The 16,830-nt window shown below is 39.9% G+C and carries 16 protein-coding genes; 13 read left to right on the forward strand and 3 right to left on the reverse strand.

All coding sequences use genetic code 11. The features are described 5' to 3' along the window. Nucleotides 1-110: 110 nt before the first annotated feature. Nucleotides 111-1,001, reverse strand: coding sequence for a LysR family transcriptional regulator (locus AB4263_RS09935; protein ID WP_102370494.1), 891 nt, complete (start codon nt 999-1,001; stop codon nt 111-113). A gap of 101 nt (nt 1,002-1,102) precedes the next feature. On the opposite strand from AB4263_RS09935, the gene aguB reads away from it, so the two are divergent. The 5 genes from aguB (at nt 1,103) to AB4263_RS09960 (ending at nt 7,168) form a co-directional block, all read left to right on the forward strand. After that, nucleotides 1,103-1,987: an N-carbamoylputrescine amidase gene (aguB, locus tag AB4263_RS09940; RefSeq protein WP_081324642.1), complete on the forward strand. Its 885-nt coding sequence runs from the start codon at nt 1,103-1,105 to the stop codon at nt 1,985-1,987. Between the two features lie 3 nt (nt 1,988-1,990). After that, entirely contained in the window at nt 1,991-3,382 is a 1,392-nt protein-coding gene (locus tag AB4263_RS09945; protein ID WP_372043082.1) for an APC family permease, read from the forward strand. Beyond that, nucleotides 3,379-4,470, forward strand: coding sequence for an agmatine deiminase (gene aguA, locus AB4263_RS09950; protein ID WP_372043083.1), 1,092 nt, complete (start codon nt 3,379-3,381; stop codon nt 4,468-4,470). The genes AB4263_RS09945 and aguA overlap by 4 nt, the downstream gene beginning before the upstream one ends. A gap of 761 nt (nt 4,471-5,231) precedes the next feature. Continuing rightward, entirely contained in the window at nt 5,232-6,257 is a 1,026-nt protein-coding gene (locus tag AB4263_RS09955; RefSeq protein WP_046209586.1) for a hypothetical protein, read from the forward strand. Continuing rightward, the gene (locus tag AB4263_RS09960) at nt 6,254-7,168 is read left to right on the forward strand and encodes an AAA family ATPase (RefSeq protein WP_102370491.1); all 915 of its coding nucleotides are present in this window, start codon (nt 6,254-6,256) and stop codon (nt 7,166-7,168) included. Before AB4263_RS09955 ends, AB4263_RS09960 begins: the two co-directional genes overlap by 4 nt. A 53-nt stretch (nt 7,169-7,221) precedes the next feature. On the opposite strand, the gene AB4263_RS09965 is transcribed toward AB4263_RS09960, so the two are convergent. Both AB4263_RS09965 and AB4263_RS09970 read right to left on the reverse strand, forming a co-directional pair. After that, complete coding sequence (locus tag AB4263_RS09965) at nt 7,222-7,515, reverse strand: type II toxin-antitoxin system RelE/ParE family toxin (RefSeq protein WP_372036937.1); 294 nt, start codon at nt 7,513-7,515, stop codon at nt 7,222-7,224. Then, entirely contained in the window at nt 7,512-7,775 is a 264-nt protein-coding gene (locus tag AB4263_RS09970) for a type II toxin-antitoxin system Phd/YefM family antitoxin (RefSeq protein ID WP_050612999.1), read from the reverse strand. Before AB4263_RS09970 ends, AB4263_RS09965 begins: the two co-directional genes overlap by 4 nt. Nucleotides 7,776-8,196: 421 nt before the next feature. On the opposite strand from AB4263_RS09970, the gene AB4263_RS09975 reads away from it, so the two are divergent. From AB4263_RS09975 to AB4263_RS10010, 8 genes are all read left to right on the forward strand, one after another. Beyond that, nucleotides 8,197-9,069: a carbohydrate ABC transporter permease gene (locus AB4263_RS09975; RefSeq protein ID WP_050612998.1), complete on the forward strand. Its 873-nt coding sequence runs from the start codon at nt 8,197-8,199 to the stop codon at nt 9,067-9,069. A gap of 1 nt (nt 9,070) precedes the next feature. Further along, nucleotides 9,071-10,009 carry a carbohydrate ABC transporter permease gene (locus tag AB4263_RS09980; protein WP_102370489.1) on the forward strand — a complete coding sequence of 313 codons (939 nt, stop codon included), beginning with the start codon at nt 9,071-9,073 and terminating at the stop codon, nt 10,007-10,009. Nucleotides 10,010-10,016: 7 nt separating this feature from the next. After that, the gene (locus AB4263_RS09985) at nt 10,017-10,625 is read left to right on the forward strand and encodes a DUF624 domain-containing protein (RefSeq protein ID WP_102370488.1); all 609 of its coding nucleotides are present in this window, start codon (nt 10,017-10,019) and stop codon (nt 10,623-10,625) included. Between the two features lie 23 nt (nt 10,626-10,648). Further along, nucleotides 10,649-11,899, forward strand: coding sequence for an AGE family epimerase/isomerase (locus tag AB4263_RS09990; protein ID WP_372036939.1), 1,251 nt, complete (start codon nt 10,649-10,651; stop codon nt 11,897-11,899). A gap of 14 nt (nt 11,900-11,913) precedes the next feature. Next, on the forward strand, nt 11,914-12,996 hold the full coding sequence (locus AB4263_RS09995; RefSeq protein ID WP_102370486.1) for an ABC transporter ATP-binding protein: 1,083 nt from the start codon (nt 11,914-11,916) through the stop codon (nt 12,994-12,996). Nucleotides 12,997-13,137: 141 nt separating this feature from the next. Continuing rightward, nucleotides 13,138-14,145, forward strand: a complete 1,008-nt coding sequence (locus AB4263_RS10000; RefSeq protein ID WP_102370485.1) for a LacI family DNA-binding transcriptional regulator — start codon at nt 13,138-13,140, stop codon at nt 14,143-14,145. Nucleotides 14,146-14,328: 183 nt separating this feature from the next. After that, on the forward strand, nt 14,329-15,693 hold the full coding sequence (locus AB4263_RS10005) for a phosphomannomutase (RefSeq protein ID WP_372043109.1): 1,365 nt from the start codon (nt 14,329-14,331) through the stop codon (nt 15,691-15,693). A gap of 99 nt (nt 15,694-15,792) precedes the next feature. Continuing rightward, a complete protein-coding gene (locus AB4263_RS10010; RefSeq protein WP_102370483.1) occupies nt 15,793-16,785 on the forward strand; it encodes a glycoside hydrolase family 130 protein in 993 nt (330 codons plus the stop codon). Nucleotides 16,786-16,830: the final 45 nt, after the last annotated feature.

Below are 16,830 nucleotides of genomic sequence, written 5' to 3' on the forward strand. Positions count from 1 at the left end.
TCCTGATCGTCTAAGGCTAAAAGCTCATAAGAACTTTAACTACACATCCAAGCGTTCGTTAAGTAACAGCATAGGTAAACGAATGCTGAAGAGAGTAAGTTGTTCCCTCTTTAAGTACACATATGTATCTGTTTAATAAGCCATTGAATGCTGTCTTGGTTATCATACAATTGATGGGTAAACATACTTAACGACAAGTTAGGAGCATCTTTCGGTAACTCGACAATACGTAAAGGAAGCATTTCTTTTAATTCTTGCGCCACTCTCAAAGGTACACACATTAAATTATTGGTTTGCGCTGTCACCATGCCACCGACCGCATAACTTTGTACAATCATTGATATATGACGCGAGTGGTGATTTTGGTGTAGCCATCGGTCAATGGGATCGGCCCCTGAATTAATCAGTGGGAGGTGTATTTGTGGCGCTTGAACAAATTCGTTTAAAGTGAGCTTGCTTTTAACACTTGAAGCCTTTGCAACAATACCAACGTAAGAGTCCGTCAACCAATGGTATCGATTGTAATATCGAGGTATGGCCTGTAAGTCGTCAACCCCCAGAATCAAATCTAATCTCCCCTGCTCAATACGTTCCATTTGCATGTTCTCAGACAAAATATCAATCGCAACGCGCACGTTCGGCGCACTTCTTTCAAAGGTCTTACCGAGTTTTGGTAGCGCATAAAACTCAAAATAGTCAATAGCTCCAATGTAGAACGTTTTCGCATCAAGCATCGGTTCAAAAGGCTTCATGCGATCAAACGCCATATCAATCGAGCTAAGGCCTTTTTGTATATCAGGCAACAAGCTTTCTAGTAAAGGTGTAGGTTCCATCCCTATGCGTGTTTTTATAAATAAAGGGTTATCGAAACGACTTCGCAGCTTCGCTAACACATGACTCGCCGCCGATTGACTCATAAACAGTTTTTGAGCGGCTTTTGACAAATTCCTTTCACGTTCTAGCACGACTAAAAGACGCAACTGATTGATATCTACATCCATAAGTTATCGAAATCCTTCATATCCAAATAAAAATTATGCACTTCCATAATAACCTAAATGGTATTAAAAATATTCGTAACAGTAAGAAATACATAAGGATTATGATGAGAAACGTCACTGTAGCAGCCACTCAGATGGCTTGTAGTTGGGATACCCAAGCAAATATTGAACATGCTGAAAGGTTAGTTCGTGAGGCCGCAGCCAAAGGTGCTCAGATCATCTTGCTGCAAGAGTTATTCGAAACACCTTACTTCTGCATAGAGATTCATGAGTCATACCATGCGCTCGCCACACAACTTGAAGAGAATGAAGCTTTTCAACGTCTTTCTAAACTTGCTAAAGAGCTTGAAGTGGTGCTGCCTTTCAGTTGGTTCGAAAAATCAGGCAACGTTAAGTTTAACTCTTTAGCCATGATTGATGCCGATGGATCATTACTCGGAACTTACCGTAAAACGCATATTCCTGATAGTGATGGGTATTTAGAAAAATACTACTTCAGTCCTGGCGATACAGGTTTCAAAGTTTGGAATACCCGCTATGCGAAAATTGGCGTCGGTATTTGTTGGGATCAGTGGTTTCCTGAAACTGCGCGCAGCATGGCTCTGCATGGTGCAGAACTTCTTTTCTTTCCCACGGCAATTGGCAGCGAGCCGAGTCAACCTGATATGGACTCTCAACCTCATTGGCAATGTGTGATGCAAGGTCATGCAGCCGCAAACCAAATTCCTGTGATTGCATCAAATAGAATAGGGACTGAGCAAGCGCAATATCGTGACCTTGAGCTCACGTTCTTTGGCTCGTCATTTATCACTGACTACACCGGGAAAATTGTCGCGAAAGCTGACCGCGAGACTTCAGGCGTGATTATTCATGAATTTGACCTCGATAATATCCAGTACCAACGCGAAGCTTGGGGGCTATTTAGAGACCGTCGACCAGAGCACTACAAACCATTACTCACACTCGATGGACAAGTGAAGGGATAAATCATGGAAGATAAAAAAATGGGGATCACTCCTCTCGCATTATTTAGCCTTTGTGCTGTATTAGTCGTGGATACTTTAACTGCATCTGCGTCTATTGGTGTTAGTTCTATTGGTTGGTGGCTATTAATTCTCGTTGTTTTTGTACTGCCATACGGTCTGATCACATCAGAGTTGAGCTCTGCTTACCCAGGTGAGGGCGGTATCTACGATTGGGTCAAAAAAGCATTTGGTTCAAACTGGGCAATCCGAACGACATGGTTCTATTGGATCAACGTAGGGCTATGGATGCCTGCTGTTTATATTCTCTTTGCCGGAATGTTTGCCGAACTGTTCGCTCCTGACCTTCCTTTATCCGCTCAAATCTTGATTTGTATTGCTCTTACTTGGGGTACTGTCTGGATATGTAATATATCTACCGACATTGGTGTGATGATCACCAACTTCTGCGCGATTTTGAAAGTCATCATCATCTCTGTACTTGGGGTAGGTGGTTTTATTTATGCTGCTAATAATGGCGTAGCGAATGAATTCAGCTTTCAAGCGATACTGCCATCTTTCGATACAGGCGTCACTTTTCTACCTGCTTTAGTTTTCAACCTGATGGGGTTTGAGCTAGTCGCCACAATGACTAAGCAGATGAAAGACGTAAAGCAAATGCCAAAAGTCGTGTTCCTTGCCATCGCTATTACTTCTTTTCTCTACATCGCGGGCACTATAGGCATCTTAATGGCTCTTCCTGTCGATGAGATTGGATTAGTAGCAGGTATTGTCGATACACTTAAAGTTCTGTTTGGTGAAGGTCCTCTGGGACAATTCATTATTTACGCATTGGGTGTTGTCACGCTTATCACTTTTATCGGTAATATGGTTAGCTGGACGATGGGTTCTAGCCGAGCTGCCGCAGAAGCGGGTAAAGAAGGAGAACTACCTCAAATAGCCGCAAAAACGTCTGATAAACACGGTACACCCGTCGGAGCCAATCTAATAACAGGTCTCGTTTCTACCTCCGTTATCATTATCTACGCCTTCTTTGCTAACACAAATGATGAACTATTTTGGTCAATGTTTGCTTTCTCTAGTTGTGTTTTCTTGATGCCATACCTGTTTATGTTTCCAGCTTACCTTAAGCTTCGAACTACCGATGCAGATCGAACACGTCCATTTAGAGTGCCGGGTAACTTGGTGGTACAAAAAGTCATTACAACAGTCTGTTTTTTGATTGTTTTTCAGGCTGTTGTACTATTTATCTTCCCTGACATTATTTTTAGCAATATTGAATGGACCTATTCTCTACCAATTCTTACTGGTGTTCTCATTACTATTGTTGTCGGAGAAATCCTGCTCATGCATGCCAACAAACGCAATAATATCAAGACCGCAGAGGAAATCGCATGAATACGATGATTTCAGCACTACCAAAAGACCATAAGTTTCGTATGCCAGGGGAACACGAGCCACAAAGTGAAGTATGGATGGCTTGGCCAATTCGTAGTGATAATTGGCGCTACAGTGGCAAACTTGCGCAGAAGGCTTTCATTGATGTCGCAACGACTATTGCGCAAAATACTCCAGTCGTCATGTTGGTGAATCATGAGCAATTTGATAATGCTCGCACTCAACTTCCCGCGCATATTCGCGTTATTGAAATGTCGTATAACGACTGTTGGATGCGTGATATTGGCGCAACCTATATCATCAATGATGAAGGCCAGCGACGTGGCATAAGTTGGCAATTTAACGCTTGGGGAGGATTAGTTGATGGCTTGTATTTCCCATGGGATCTCGATAACGCGGTCGCAGGGAAAATGCTGAACATAACCCAAGATAACGGCTATCAGGCACCGTTTGTGCTTGAAGGAGGTTCCATACATACCGATGGTGAAGGGACCTTATACACGACTGAAGAGTGCTTACTTCACCCTAGTCGAAACCCCGACTTATCCAAAGAACAACTAGAGCAATACCTGATTGATTATCTAGGTATTGAGAAAGTGGTATGGCTTCCTCTCGGTTTATACAACGATGAAACTAACGGACATGTTGATAATATCATGCACGTCGTAAAACCTGGAGAAGTTGTTCTAACTTGGTGTGAAGATCCAAGTGACCCGCAGTATCAGATCAGTCGTGAAGCCATTGATATTTTATGTAGTCAATGCGATGCAAAAGGGCGATCTATCAAGGTACACAAGCTGCCTATGCCAGGACCTTTATTTATGAACAAAGAAGAAGCAGCCGGTATAAATCCAAGTAACGGGATGGAACGTAAAGCTGGAGAACGATTGGCAGCATCCTATGCCAATTTTCTCATCAGTAATGGACAAATTATCTTCCCATTGCTTGATAAACAAAAAGACCATAAAGCAAAAACTATACTGGAACACGCTTTCCCTGATTATAACGTTATCGGAGTTGAAGCTCGTGAAATTCTACTTGGGGGAGGGAACATCCACTGTATCACCCAACAAATACCAACAATCTAGTTTAAACTAAACCATTCAATACAAAGACCATCATAATACATACAATCGATAGTTGATAACCAGAAGGGTTATCAACTATCGATTGTCCATCATACCTAGATAACAACTAACACAGATTTATGCCTTCAATCAGATTTATATACATCTAATAATATTGCATCTTAAAAAAACAGATAGATCAGTGATAAAGTATTGATATGTTTTATATCTACTTAAGGAGCAACACCAAAGCTCTCTAGAGATTTGGTGTTGCTCCTTAAGTCACCGGCTGAACCTCAGTGAAGTTGGTATTTTTTAAAACTAGATCCTTAAGGTTCTAGTTTCTTAGAGATGCATCTTAAATATCGACATTTACCGAATATGTATTGATATTGGCCGATGTCATATAGATATTTACCGATCTAATACTAATATCTAACGATCCACCATATCAACATTTACCGACATTAGCCTTGTATATATAAACATTCACCGATCTAAATGGTAAAAAGATCAAAATTGACCAAGTTCACAGATCAACCATTAATAACAATCGTTTATCTGATCTAAAATGAAGTTCATACTAACATTTGAAATGAAGAAAAGATCTATATCACAGAACTAAACATTTACTGAAGCTAGTGAACATTTACCGATGAATATGGCCTTTCCAACTAACTATTTATAGACATTTACCGATCTGATATAGATATTTACCGAAGTTAGTGAGTTAATGATAGCTCTCTGTTAGGATAACACTATCGACATATTAGGTAATGATCATGGCTTTGACATCCAATTCTAGTTTGACAGTTATTAATGAAGAAGATCGTAAGAATCGGTTCATCTCATCCATTTTGTTTTCGAGAGCCACCATCTTTCATCCAGCTTCACGTTTAACTTCAACGATGCAATCCAAACTCATTGAGATTGCACAAAGCGGTGGTACAGATCCTAACTATCCACTAGAAAGTGTGAACATTAATAGCTACGGAAAGAACTTCAGAGTCGATTTACATGTTGATTATCTACTTCAACCACATCGAGATATTCTAGAAACAATGCTCGCGTATGCTCAAACTATTCAATTAGACGATACATCTTATGATGCTGGTGCCCGTTTAACTTGGTCTCAGGTATATAAAACGATAAGTGATGGTGATATATCAGACACTCAACAAGATGGTTTTGATTCATTTATTGATCGAGATGCAACAGTTCTATCAATGAGTATGTACGAACTGGCAACCCGTATGGGTATGGCGACGACTCGTGCAAATTATGACCAAATAGAACGTCGTATTACTCAGTTAGCTACAGCACACTTGGTGATAAATGAGCTCGATGAAGATAAAAATGTTGTGGGAAAAAAACCGTTGGAGTTTGTTCAAGACTACCGTTTTTATTGTGATCGGAGTAAATTCAAAACAACTCGTAGAAACAGTAAGAATTTAACTAACCATGTATTTTTAGTTCCAGATATGCGTTTACTGCAAGCAATACGGGATCATGGGTACTACTATCGACTAGAGCAACATAAGATGACGAACTACAGTAAACCATCAGTTCGTTCATTCTTGAAATACATCACTACGCATAAAGCTGAATTTTTACACAACAAGAAATTTGAGTGGGCACTCGATAGCTATATTCAATCAATTGCTTCGAAAGTAAGTCATAGTTTCCGCAGTGATCTCAGAAAAGATTTGTTGGCCAATGCTGTCCAAATCGAAAAAGACTTCAGTCTTCAATTTCGAGATGTAGGCAACGGTATACAGATTTTCTACATTGGGGAGGGAGAATCATGATAACTCAATCTCTTGATAGTCTGATGTCTTCGACAGCGAGTCAAAACCTGAGTTTTAGTTTAAAAGGTTTGCTCAAAGGGCATGTAGGCATGTTGATTGCTGCGCCTAACGTAGGTAAGTCTCACCTAGCGTTGTGTATTGCAATGGAGCACGCTTCTTCAATGTCATTATTAGGGATGAGTGCAATAGAAAAACCAGCAAAAACCTTGGTAATAAGTTCAGAAGATAGCGCGGGTGTCATTCAATCTAGGATGAAAGAAAAGTTAGCTAACTGTACAACAAGCATTAAGTCAGAGTTAAAAAATAATTTACACTTTCTGACAGACATTGAACCGATAGTGATACCACCCGGTAGCTCGTTACAAGAACAGGCAGAACAAAAACAGTATTTAGAACAGCTCAAACAAACTTTCTCTGAGTTTAATTTAGTGATAGTTGATACGGTGACGGAATCAATAGGCCGTTGTGAAGAGGTGAAACATGATCGCTTAATTAAGAATGTTTTTCAGAGCCTTGCCAGTGAATCGGGTGCCAGTTTGTTGCTTGTTCATCATGTGAATAAAGATGAGATCCGTGGTAACCAAGAAATTACTATGGCATCAGGTGCTGGCTTAACGTCGATAATGCGCTTAACAAAGTGTTTGTTTACGCTAAAGAAAAGCAGAGAGTCTTTGTCTATTAAGTATCTTAAGAGTAACTATTTACCCGAAAATGAGAATCAAGAGTTCAGCGTTGAAGTGAGACAAGGCCTCACGATTAACCCACACGTATTCAGTTTGAAATCCAAAACGTCTAAGTCAGCTAGATCAACACCATGCATTAAGAAAACCCCTAAAAAAATCACGTTGCCCGGCACAATTCCAGAGCAGGAAGAAATTGAAGAACGTAAAAATCTCAGGGACGTTTTGTAAATGGCCTTTTATACTTTCAATCAGCACCGAGATTATTTTAAGAGTTAAGATAATTATGAAAAGTGCTTGGCCGGAGACATGTGCTTACCAAGCACAGCAGCAATAACAATGTGATCTCGCTTTTGGATGTAATAAATCACATGATGCTTTAAAGGAAACCGGAAATAGTTTTGGCCTAGCTCAAAAAAAGCTATGCCGAGTAGCTGGTTGTTAGCCAGTAATTCCATAGATTGCTTTAGCTCTGAGAAGTAAGTTGTCCATTGTGTTTGCCCCCATCGCTCTAAAGTATAGCGACGAATCTCAATGAGATCCGATTGCGCTGCAGAAGACAGCTTATATTGCTTCATTTATCAAATTTACCTTGGTCAAGTGCGTTCATGAAATCATTACCGCCGACTAGGTTATCTGATAGAGCATCAGCTTCAGCTTGTTCGAAGCGTGATTTTATCACCATCAATTTCAATGCCTCAAGTTGTTCGTATTCCTCACAAGACATCATCACCGCAACGGGTGAACCATTTTTATTTATTTGTATAGGTTCACGTTGAACCTTCATTAATAAGTCACCAAATTTGGTTTTAGCTGTATTAGCAGTAAGTGATTGCATAATAATCTCCTTTTTTGTTCATTATAAACGAATCGAACGATTTAACCAATTTGTGTCATATGACTAAGGAACAAACGAAAGGGGCGTTTCATCTTTGACTTTTACTGGGAAAGCAAGAGTTCCAATGTCGACAGTGCATTGTTTTCTTACTAGATATACTTACTGCTTTATTTGATATCGTAACGTTATTATTAAATTTGATTGAGCGTAGTTTTTATTTTAATTTAGATGATATTTTGATTCATATCACGTTATGCCTAGAGCTATATTTTTCGATGTTGATCGGCTTCACAATAACCTCTCCAAACATCGGATATTGATTGTCACACTAAAATCGTAACGTTAAGATTCCTGTCAGATAACGAGAATAGCTTGCGTGCTCTGAATTCAATTTCGTCACAATGGCACTTACGGAGTACTTATGTTTGACCTTACGTTAAGACAACAGCAAAGATTGATTATTTTTGCATTTCTAGCGATACCACTAACTTTATTGTTCACTTTTTCCTATTATCCTGCGAGCCAATTATTCTATATGAGTGTTACTGATTGGGATGGTTATGCACCTGTCAAAAACTTTATTGGCTTAGAAAACTACACTTATCTTTGGGAAGAGCCTGACCAGTTACACCCTCTACTTGTGACTTTGTATTATTTTGCTGGTGCAGTTATCCAGCTCACACTTTCTCTTTGGTTTGCCGTTTTAGTTAACTCAAAATTAGCTGGTCGTAACGTATTTAAAACACTTCTATTTATTCCATTTGTATTGAATGCTGTCGCTGCTTCAATGGTATTTCAAATTTTTTATCAAGTTGATGGTGCTCTAGACAGTTTCTTAATTGCTATTGGTTTAGAAGATTGGATCAAACCATGGTTAATGGATCGTGAGGTCGTGAATTGGTCTCTTGTTGCAGCATCTATTTGGCGCTATCTAGGATTCAACCTAATTCTTTTCTTTGGTGTACTCCAATCTATTCCACAAGACCAGTATGAAGCTGCACGTATTGAAGGTGCATCTGAATGGCAGCAGTTTAGGTTTATTACGCTACCTTCAATCAAGCTAGTGATTGGTCTACAGGTTCTGCTTGCTTTCGTCGGGTCGTTGTCAGTATTTGAAATCCCAATGATCATAACTAAAGGTGCGAATGGCACTAAGACATTCGTTATGGCTACGTTAGAAACAGCATTCAACTTCAATGACTTCGGTCTTGCATCTGCAATGGCAGTACTGCTGCTCATGATAGTGGTTCTATTCATGATTCTACAAAAAGTGCTGTTTAAAGAGGAAAACTAAAATGAGTAATCAAGAGGTGGCATTAAGCCATGAAGATCAGCGGGTACTTGAAAGAGTAGAACGTTCTGAAAAACAGATGAAAAAAGCTCGATTAAAGAAAAATTTATCTAATCCGTCATGGGTGTTTTGGTCAACATTTAAATACTTGACCTTATTCCTGGCATCTTTGGCGGTACTCGTTCCACCTTACTCGGTATTGATGACGTCATTTAAGAGTCTCGATGAGTATTATGCGACAAGTAAGGTTGGTCTTCCTGAAAGCTTTACTAACTTTAGTAACTACATCAAGGTTTTTTCTGATGGTGATTTAGGGTTAGCTTTCTTCAATACAGGTTCAATTCTACTAATTTCACTTTTCTTTACCATTATCTTTGGTACTCAGGTCGCCTACGTTCTTTCTCGGTTTGAGTTTCGTGGCAAAAAGCTAGTGCTCTTAGCTTATGTGGTTGCGATGGTGATCCCTGCGGTAACGACTCAGGTTGCAACCTTTGAGGTGATTAAATCATTAGGCCTGATTAACAACAAGGCATCTGTAGTATTGCTATACATTGGTGCAGATGTGGTCATGATTTATGTCTTCCTTCAGTTTATGAAAGGTATTCCTGTAGAGCTTGATGAAGCAGCGAAAATGGAAGGTGCGTCGTACTTCTTAATCTATAGAAAAATCATTTTACCTTTGTTGAAGCCTGCGGTCGCAACCATCGTTATTTTGCGTACTATTTTCATCTACAATGATTTCTACTTTCCATTGTTGTACTTACCAGAGTCGTCCCAAGTAACTGTATCAACAGCACTTTACAAGTTTACTTCAGTGTTTGGTACTGAATGGACTACGATTTCGGCAGGCATTGTGATCATTTTGATTCCATCGATTGTTATCTTCCTGTCACTCCAAAAGCAAATATACGCTGGTGTAACAAACGGCGCAGTTAAAGGTTAAAAGTATTATGACTAGTACCTCTCCACTCATCATAGCTTGCCAATGGATAAGCAGACTTGCTTGGTTAAATTTAATCTGGGTTATGTTGGTGATATGTGGTGCGGGATTGTTCGGAATTGTTCCGGCTTCTGTTGTGGTATGCACATTGTTGAGACGTCTCCTAAATGGCAACAATGTACAAACTTCTGAGGTATGGGAAGAATATAAATCGGTATTTTTTAGAGCAAATCAGCTATTAATAATTGTGTGCTTACCTTTGTTTTCTATAGGTTGGTATCTTCATTGGACGATTGTTAATGGCTCAAACATTGTGAGTGTCGTTTCTTTGGCTTTTGCTCCAGCGTTAGTGATTGCGAGCGTATGGTTATTTTGCTGCATCATTCAGATGAGTATTTACCACTCAGAGTCGATAAAAGATGACCTAAAAAATGGACTGTCATTACTCTTCACCGAAAAAAAACTAGTCATGATTTGTATGGTCTTACTGCTATGCCTGTTAGGAGTAGCGCTGACGATGCCTGTATTGGCATTAATTTTTGGATTAACACCAATATTTACGTGTGCCGTTGCTTGGTTATGGCACAACAAAGAAGAATTAAACACATTACAAATGTGATACACAGTTAGAGAGAACCAGATATGTCTGAACTCCATAAATTCAAAGCTGAACTAAAAGCTGAAGCAGAGTCCATTTTAGATTATTGGATGCGATTGCAAGATTATACCGTGGGTGGTTTTTACTGTTATGCCGACTTTTACGGAAAAGTTGATACAGAACACTCTAAAGCAGTTTTATTGCATTCACGTATTCTTTGGACGTTTTCTAATGCTTACCGTGTGTTAGGCAAGCCGGAATACCTAGCAGCTGCGAACCATTGTTATCAATTCATGACAGAATATGCGCTCGATAAAGAATGCGGCGGCGTGTATTGGATGTTGGATAAAAATGGTAACGTTACGGATCCTCAAAAGCACGTTTACAATCAAGGTTTTGCAATCTATGCGTTTAGTGAATTTTACTTAGCAAGTGGTGACGAAGGTGCGCTGGCGCACGCTAATTGCCTATTCGAGTTAATTGAGAGTCATGCCTTTGATGAAGAGTTTGGTGGTTATAATGAAGCCTTTGATCGTGAATGGAATCAGATTGAAAATCACCTGGTGTGCGACACTGCTGAGGGTGTTCTTGCTGAGAAATCGATGAATACACATCTGCATATTTTGGAAGCATACACCACGTTACATGAAGCATGTGGAAGTACTTCAGTTCAAGCACAATTGCATCATTTAGCTGAACTAATGAAAGATAAGGTGGTAGATAAGTCATTGCACTATGGGTTGTTTTTCACAAGAGATTGGAAGTGCGTTTCAAAGGATGTGTCTTACGGACATGATATTGAAGGTACTTGGTTAATGGATGCTGCAGCAGGTCAATTACAAGACCGCGACCTTGCTCATCAAATTTTCGAACAGACATCTCAAATGGCCAATATTACTTTGGTTGAAGGTCTAGATCGCGATGGTGCGGTATTTAATGAATTGCGCGATGGGTTTTTGCTTGATTCAGACAGAATTTGGTGGGTACAAGCAGAAGCTATGGTCGGCTTTTTTAATGCATATCAGAAGCATTCACATGTGCCATTAATGCAAGCTGCAAAAGACTGTTGGGATATTATTCAACAGCAGCTTACCGATAACGAAAATGGTGAATGGTACTGGAAAGTAAATCGCCTCGGAAAACCATATCATGATGAACCAAAAGTTGAGCCTTGGAAATGCCCTTATCACAACGGTCGAGCGTGCTTAGAAGTCTATAGGCGTATTGCTCCACTTGAACAAACTGATCAAATACTTGAACAATCGCAAAATAATGCGCTAGTAGTTACTCATTAATTAAGGATGCCATCATGCATGCAGTAGAAGTAAAAAAACTAAATAAATCTTTTGGTAAGACGGTTATCCTAAACGACATTGACCTAGAAATGGAAGCCGGTGGTTTCACTGTTTTATTGGGCCCCTCTGGTTGCGGTAAATCAACGTTGTTACGTCTTATCGCTGGTTTAGAAGATGTGACATCTGGTGAGGTTGTGATCGGCGGTAAAGATGTAACACTTGCTGATCCAAAAGATCGCGATATCGCAATGGTATTTCAATCTTATGCTCTCTTTCCACATATGACAGTGGAAGAGAATATAGGGTTTGGTATGAAGATCAATAAGAAACCAAAAGCCGAAATTGAAAAGCGTGTACATGACGTTGCGGACCTACTTCAGATCGGCCATCTACTCGATCGTACTCCTGCTCAGTTATCTGGCGGTCAACGTCAGCGTGTTGCTATTGGGCGAGCATTAATGCGAGAACCGAAGGTATTCTTGTTTGATGAACCATTATCGAATCTAGATGCAAAATTGCGTGGCGAAATGCGCTTAGAGTTAAAGAAACTACATGACAAATTAGATTCAACGATTGTATACGTGACGCATGATCAGATTGAGGCTATGACACTGGCCACTAAGATTATTTTACTTAACAAGGGTATACCCCAGCAAATTGGTACGCCATACGAGATTTACAACCAACCTTCAAACGTATTTGTTGCCAAGTTTGTAGGTTCACCGCAAATCAACCTACTAAAAGGTTATTTGATGGAACAAGAAGGTAAGTGGGGGGTATTAATTGACAACCTTTGGTTACCAGTAGCAGATTACCAATTTACAGATCAACCTACAGAAGGAAGAAAAGTGTTGTTTGGTATTCGCCCAGAGCATGTTTCTCAATCCCCACTAAACAGTCACTATGAGATCGAACTTGGCGTTAACGCATTTGAGATGACAGGTTCAGAGACGTTAGCGGAGTTTGATCTTTGCGCTCAACCATTAAGAGCAAAACTTGATGCGAATTCAGATATTAAAAATGGTGACAAATTGGGACTTCATTTGAATTTACAGAACATCTCAATCTTTTGTGCTGCAACGGAAGAACGAGTTTAAGAGTAGCTTTTATAATGTAAAACAGGCCTTAGTGCCTGTTTTTTGTTTACAGAGATCGTAATTATGGGATTTTAGCTTGAGCAATATGTCATAAGATGCGACACTTTTTGCAACGTTACGGAAATTACAAATAGTAGGCTCATGGCTAAAGCAACACTTAAAACTATCGCAGAATATACGGGTTTATCTGTCACTACAGTCTCACGAGCTTTGAAAGATGGTGATGATGTAAAACAGCCGACGAAAGATAAGGTTAAGGCTGCTGCAGATAAGTTGGGTTACCGGCCAAACTTATCTGGTGTAGGGCTAAGAACCGGTATCAACTACAATATTTGCGCAATTTTACCCGTAACTAAGCCTGGAGATATTGTTGGTGATGTTGGCACACTTGCACTAATTAGTGGGCTGACTGCTGGTTTAGAGGGGACACCTTTTCATCTTACAATGCTGCCGCTAGAACCCGGGCAAGATCCATTAGAACCAGTAAAATACGCAGTTGAAAATAGCCTAGCAGGTGGCATTATTTTCAATTTGACGGAAACCAAAGATGAAAGAGTGACATATCTGAACGATCAGAATGTACCTTTCGTAACATTTGGTCAAACAGAGATGTCTATAGATCATGCATTTGTCGATATTGACAATTATGATATAGGCTACCGCGCTGCCTCTTATTTATATGAGAAAGGGCGAAAAAACATTAACTTGGTGAGTTCATCTCAGATCTATACATACGCGTGGCATAAGTATTATGGTGTAAAACGCGCTTCGATGGAGTTTGGCGCTGACTTTGATAAAGAGCGAGACATTGTTTACGATACTGATGTTGAGAATTATCGAGAATATGCTAAGTCACTGATGGAGTCTGATAACGCGCCTGATGGTATCGTTTGTGGTTCTGAGATCAGTGCATGTGGGATGATTGCTGGCATACAAGACGCTGGTAAGCAGATTGGGAAGGATGTCGATATCATAGCTGTAGAAACCTGTGATTTGCCAAGTTTCTTTTTACCTCCAATTACTGGCTTGCGACAGGACATGCATAGCATAGGTAAAAAGTTATCTGAATATATCGTTAAGTCAGTAGAAGGTACGGATGTGTCTAAGCTGCAATATATTGAGAAAACTAAATTGTATGATCGTTGCTAATTGATACGCTTTCCGTAACCTTACCATTTTAAAAAAGCCAAACATTTTTTGTTTGGCTTTTTTTATCTCAATTCCAAATTAAAACCTAATACCCATCACACTTATTAGACTTTGCCTAAACAATCTCTTGAAAAGCCACTTCAAAAAAAAGAAAATGAAAACGTTACGATTTTAGGGGGAAATATGAAAATTAACGTGGATGCTTTTAAAGCCTATGACATCCGAGGACGACTTCCTGATGAGCTTAATGAAGACATTGCTTATCGAATTGGTCGTGCCTTTGCAGAACATATTAAACCTGAGCGTGTTGCTGTTGGTTATGATATTCGTTTAAGTAGTGAAGAATTAGCACGAAGTGTTCGTTGCGGTTTAATTGACGGTGGTGCAGAAGTTTTAGATCTTGGTCTTATTGGAACTGAAGAAGTTTATTTTGCTACCAGTCACTTAGAGTTAGATGGTGGAATCATGGTAACGGCAAGCCATAATCCTAAAGAATACAACGGAATGAAGCTTGTTCGAGAGCAAGCTAAACCCATAAGTGGCGATTCTGGCTTAAATGAGATTAAAGAATTAGTTGCAAAACAAGATTACGTTCCGTCTGATGATGTTGTTTTTTATGAGCAAAAATCGCAACGTTACGATATTTATAAAGAGTATACAGAGCACCTATTAGGTTATCTAAACCGTGAACATTTACGTCCATTACGTATTGTTGTAAATGCAGGTAATGGTGCTGCTGGGCATATGGTTGACGGTTTAGAGCCGTTCTTACCATTTGAATTCATTAAAGTTCACCATAATCCAGATGGTGAATTTCCTAACGGAATCCCTAACCCTTTACTTCCTGAAAACCGCCAATCTACTGCGGATGCAGTGAAAGCACATGATGCTGACTTTGGTGTGGCTTGGGATGGTGATGTAGACAGATGTTTCTTTTTCGATGAAGAAGGAAATTTTATTGAGGGTTACTACATTGTTGGATTGCTTGCTCAAGCATTCCTAAATAAAGATCCAGGCGCAAAAATTATCCATGACCCTCGTTTGACATGGAACACGGTTGATATTGTGAATCAAGCGGGTGGGGAAGCTATCCAATCTAAAACAGGTCACGCTTTTATCAAGGAACGCATGCGACAAGAAGATGCCGTATATGGTGGCGAAATGAGTGCGCATCACTACTTCCGTGATTTTGCTTATTGTGATTCGGGAATGCTTCCTTGGTTACTTATTGCTGAACTTATTTCCTCAAGTGGTTTGAGCCTATCTCAGTTTGTGCTTCGTGCTCAGCAAAATTTCCCTATATCAGGCGAGGTCAACCGACATGTAGATGACGCACAAGTCGCCGTTAAGCGTGTGTGGGATGCATTTGTCGATACTGCATTGGTAACCGATCTGACAGATGGAATAAGCATGGAGTTTGATATGTGGCGCTTTAATCTGCGTTCATCAAATACCGAACCAGTCGTTCGACTTAACGTTGAGTCGAAAGGAAATACAGCGCTTGTAGAACAGAAGACTTCTCAAATTTTAGCACTTTTAGAAGCCTAACAAATAATTTTGAACATCATTTCTAATGATGATCAAACCTGAATAATATTTTGGTTATTAAAGTATAACCAAAGAAAAGATAAAATATCGGAGTACAAAATGTCTGTAAAAATTATTGGTGAATCTATCCCTAATATGCCTTGGCAAAACCGTCCTGAAGGTGAAGAAGGCGTAATGTGGCGTCATAGCGAAAACCCAATTATTGGTTGGAATCCTTTCCCTGCGGCTGCGCGCGTGTATAACTCTGCAGTAGTGCCTTTCGAAGGTGCTTTCATTGGTGTATTCCGTTGCGATTATAAAAATGGTCGTCCACATCTTCACGTAGGTCGTTCAGGTGATGCTCTTAACTGGGAATTTGATCACGCTCCAATCGTTTGGAAAGATAAGGACGGCAATGATGCACAACCAACTTACGCTTACGATCCACGCGTTGTAAAAATTGAAGATACATACTATGTAACGTGGTGTACCGATGACCATGGTGCCACATTAGGCACTGGCATGACCAAAGACTTCAAAACATTTACACGTCTAGAAAACGCGTGTGTACCATTCAACCGTAATGGTGTTCTATTCCCACGAAAAATCAACGATCAGTTCGTAATGCTGAACCGTCCTTCAGATTCAGGTCACACGCCATTTGGCGATATTTTCTTAAGTCATTCTAACGATATGGAGTACTGGGGTAAGCATCGTCATGTAATGGGTAAAGGCGGTAACGGTTGGTGGCAAGGTACCAAGATTGGTGCTGGTCCTATCCCAATTGAAACATCTGAAGGGTGGTTAATGATTTACCATGGAGTTTCAGGTACTTGTAATGGTTATGTATACAGCTTTGGTGCGACTCTGCTTGACATTGATGAGCCATGGAAAGTGCTATACCGCACCCGAGACTACATCTTAACGCCGGAGAAAGACTATGAAACAACAGGTTTTGTTCCTAATGTTGCATTCCCATGTGCGGCACTAGCTGATGCTGATACTGGTCGTATTGCAGTGTACTACGGGGCTGCTGATACTTACTCAGCAGTTGCTTATACAACAATCGATGAGATTATGGCAGAGCTAAAAACTAAGTCTGAAGTGTTTTAATTCGAACAAAACACGTTTCTTTTACGAGTCATCTCTTAAATTTAA

Source organism: Vibrio sp. 10N.261.55.C5 (assembly GCF_041470505.1).
In the GTDB taxonomy this organism is placed as follows: Bacteria; Pseudomonadota; Gammaproteobacteria; order Enterobacterales; family Vibrionaceae; genus Vibrio; species Vibrio crassostreae_C.

Coding starts and splice junctions, on each gene's coding strand:
- AB4263_RS09960 (WP_102370491.1), top strand. CDS start 6,254: ATGATAACTCAATCTCTTGATAGTCTGATGTCTTCGACAGCGAGTCAA.
- aguB (WP_081324642.1), top strand. CDS start 1,103: ATGATGAGAAACGTCACTGTAGCAGCCACTCAGATGGCTTGTAGTTGG.
- AB4263_RS09965 (WP_372036937.1), bottom strand. CDS start 7,515: ATGAAGCAATATAAGCTGTCTTCTGCAGCGCAATCGGATCTCATTGAG.
- AB4263_RS09945 (WP_372043082.1), top strand. CDS start 1,991: ATGGAAGATAAAAAAATGGGGATCACTCCTCTCGCATTATTTAGCCTT.
- AB4263_RS09980 (WP_102370489.1), top strand. CDS start 9,071: ATGAGTAATCAAGAGGTGGCATTAAGCCATGAAGATCAGCGGGTACTT.
- AB4263_RS09990 (WP_372036939.1), top strand. CDS start 10,649: ATGTCTGAACTCCATAAATTCAAAGCTGAACTAAAAGCTGAAGCAGAG.
- AB4263_RS09985 (WP_102370488.1), top strand. CDS start 10,017: ATGACTAGTACCTCTCCACTCATCATAGCTTGCCAATGGATAAGCAGA.
- AB4263_RS09955 (WP_046209586.1), top strand. CDS start 5,232: ATGGCTTTGACATCCAATTCTAGTTTGACAGTTATTAATGAAGAAGAT.
- AB4263_RS10010 (WP_102370483.1), top strand. CDS start 15,793: ATGTCTGTAAAAATTATTGGTGAATCTATCCCTAATATGCCTTGGCAA.
- AB4263_RS09970 (WP_050612999.1), bottom strand. CDS start 7,775: ATGCAATCACTTACTGCTAATACAGCTAAAACCAAATTTGGTGACTTA.
- AB4263_RS10005 (WP_372043109.1), top strand. CDS start 14,329: ATGAAAATTAACGTGGATGCTTTTAAAGCCTATGACATCCGAGGACGA.
- AB4263_RS09935 (WP_102370494.1), bottom strand. CDS start 1,001: ATGGATGTAGATATCAATCAGTTGCGTCTTTTAGTCGTGCTAGAACGT.
- aguA (WP_372043083.1), top strand. CDS start 3,379: ATGAATACGATGATTTCAGCACTACCAAAAGACCATAAGTTTCGTATG.
- AB4263_RS09995 (WP_102370486.1), top strand. CDS start 11,914: ATGCATGCAGTAGAAGTAAAAAAACTAAATAAATCTTTTGGTAAGACG.
- AB4263_RS09975 (WP_050612998.1), top strand. CDS start 8,197: ATGTTTGACCTTACGTTAAGACAACAGCAAAGATTGATTATTTTTGCA.
- AB4263_RS10000 (WP_102370485.1), top strand. CDS start 13,138: ATGGCTAAAGCAACACTTAAAACTATCGCAGAATATACGGGTTTATCT.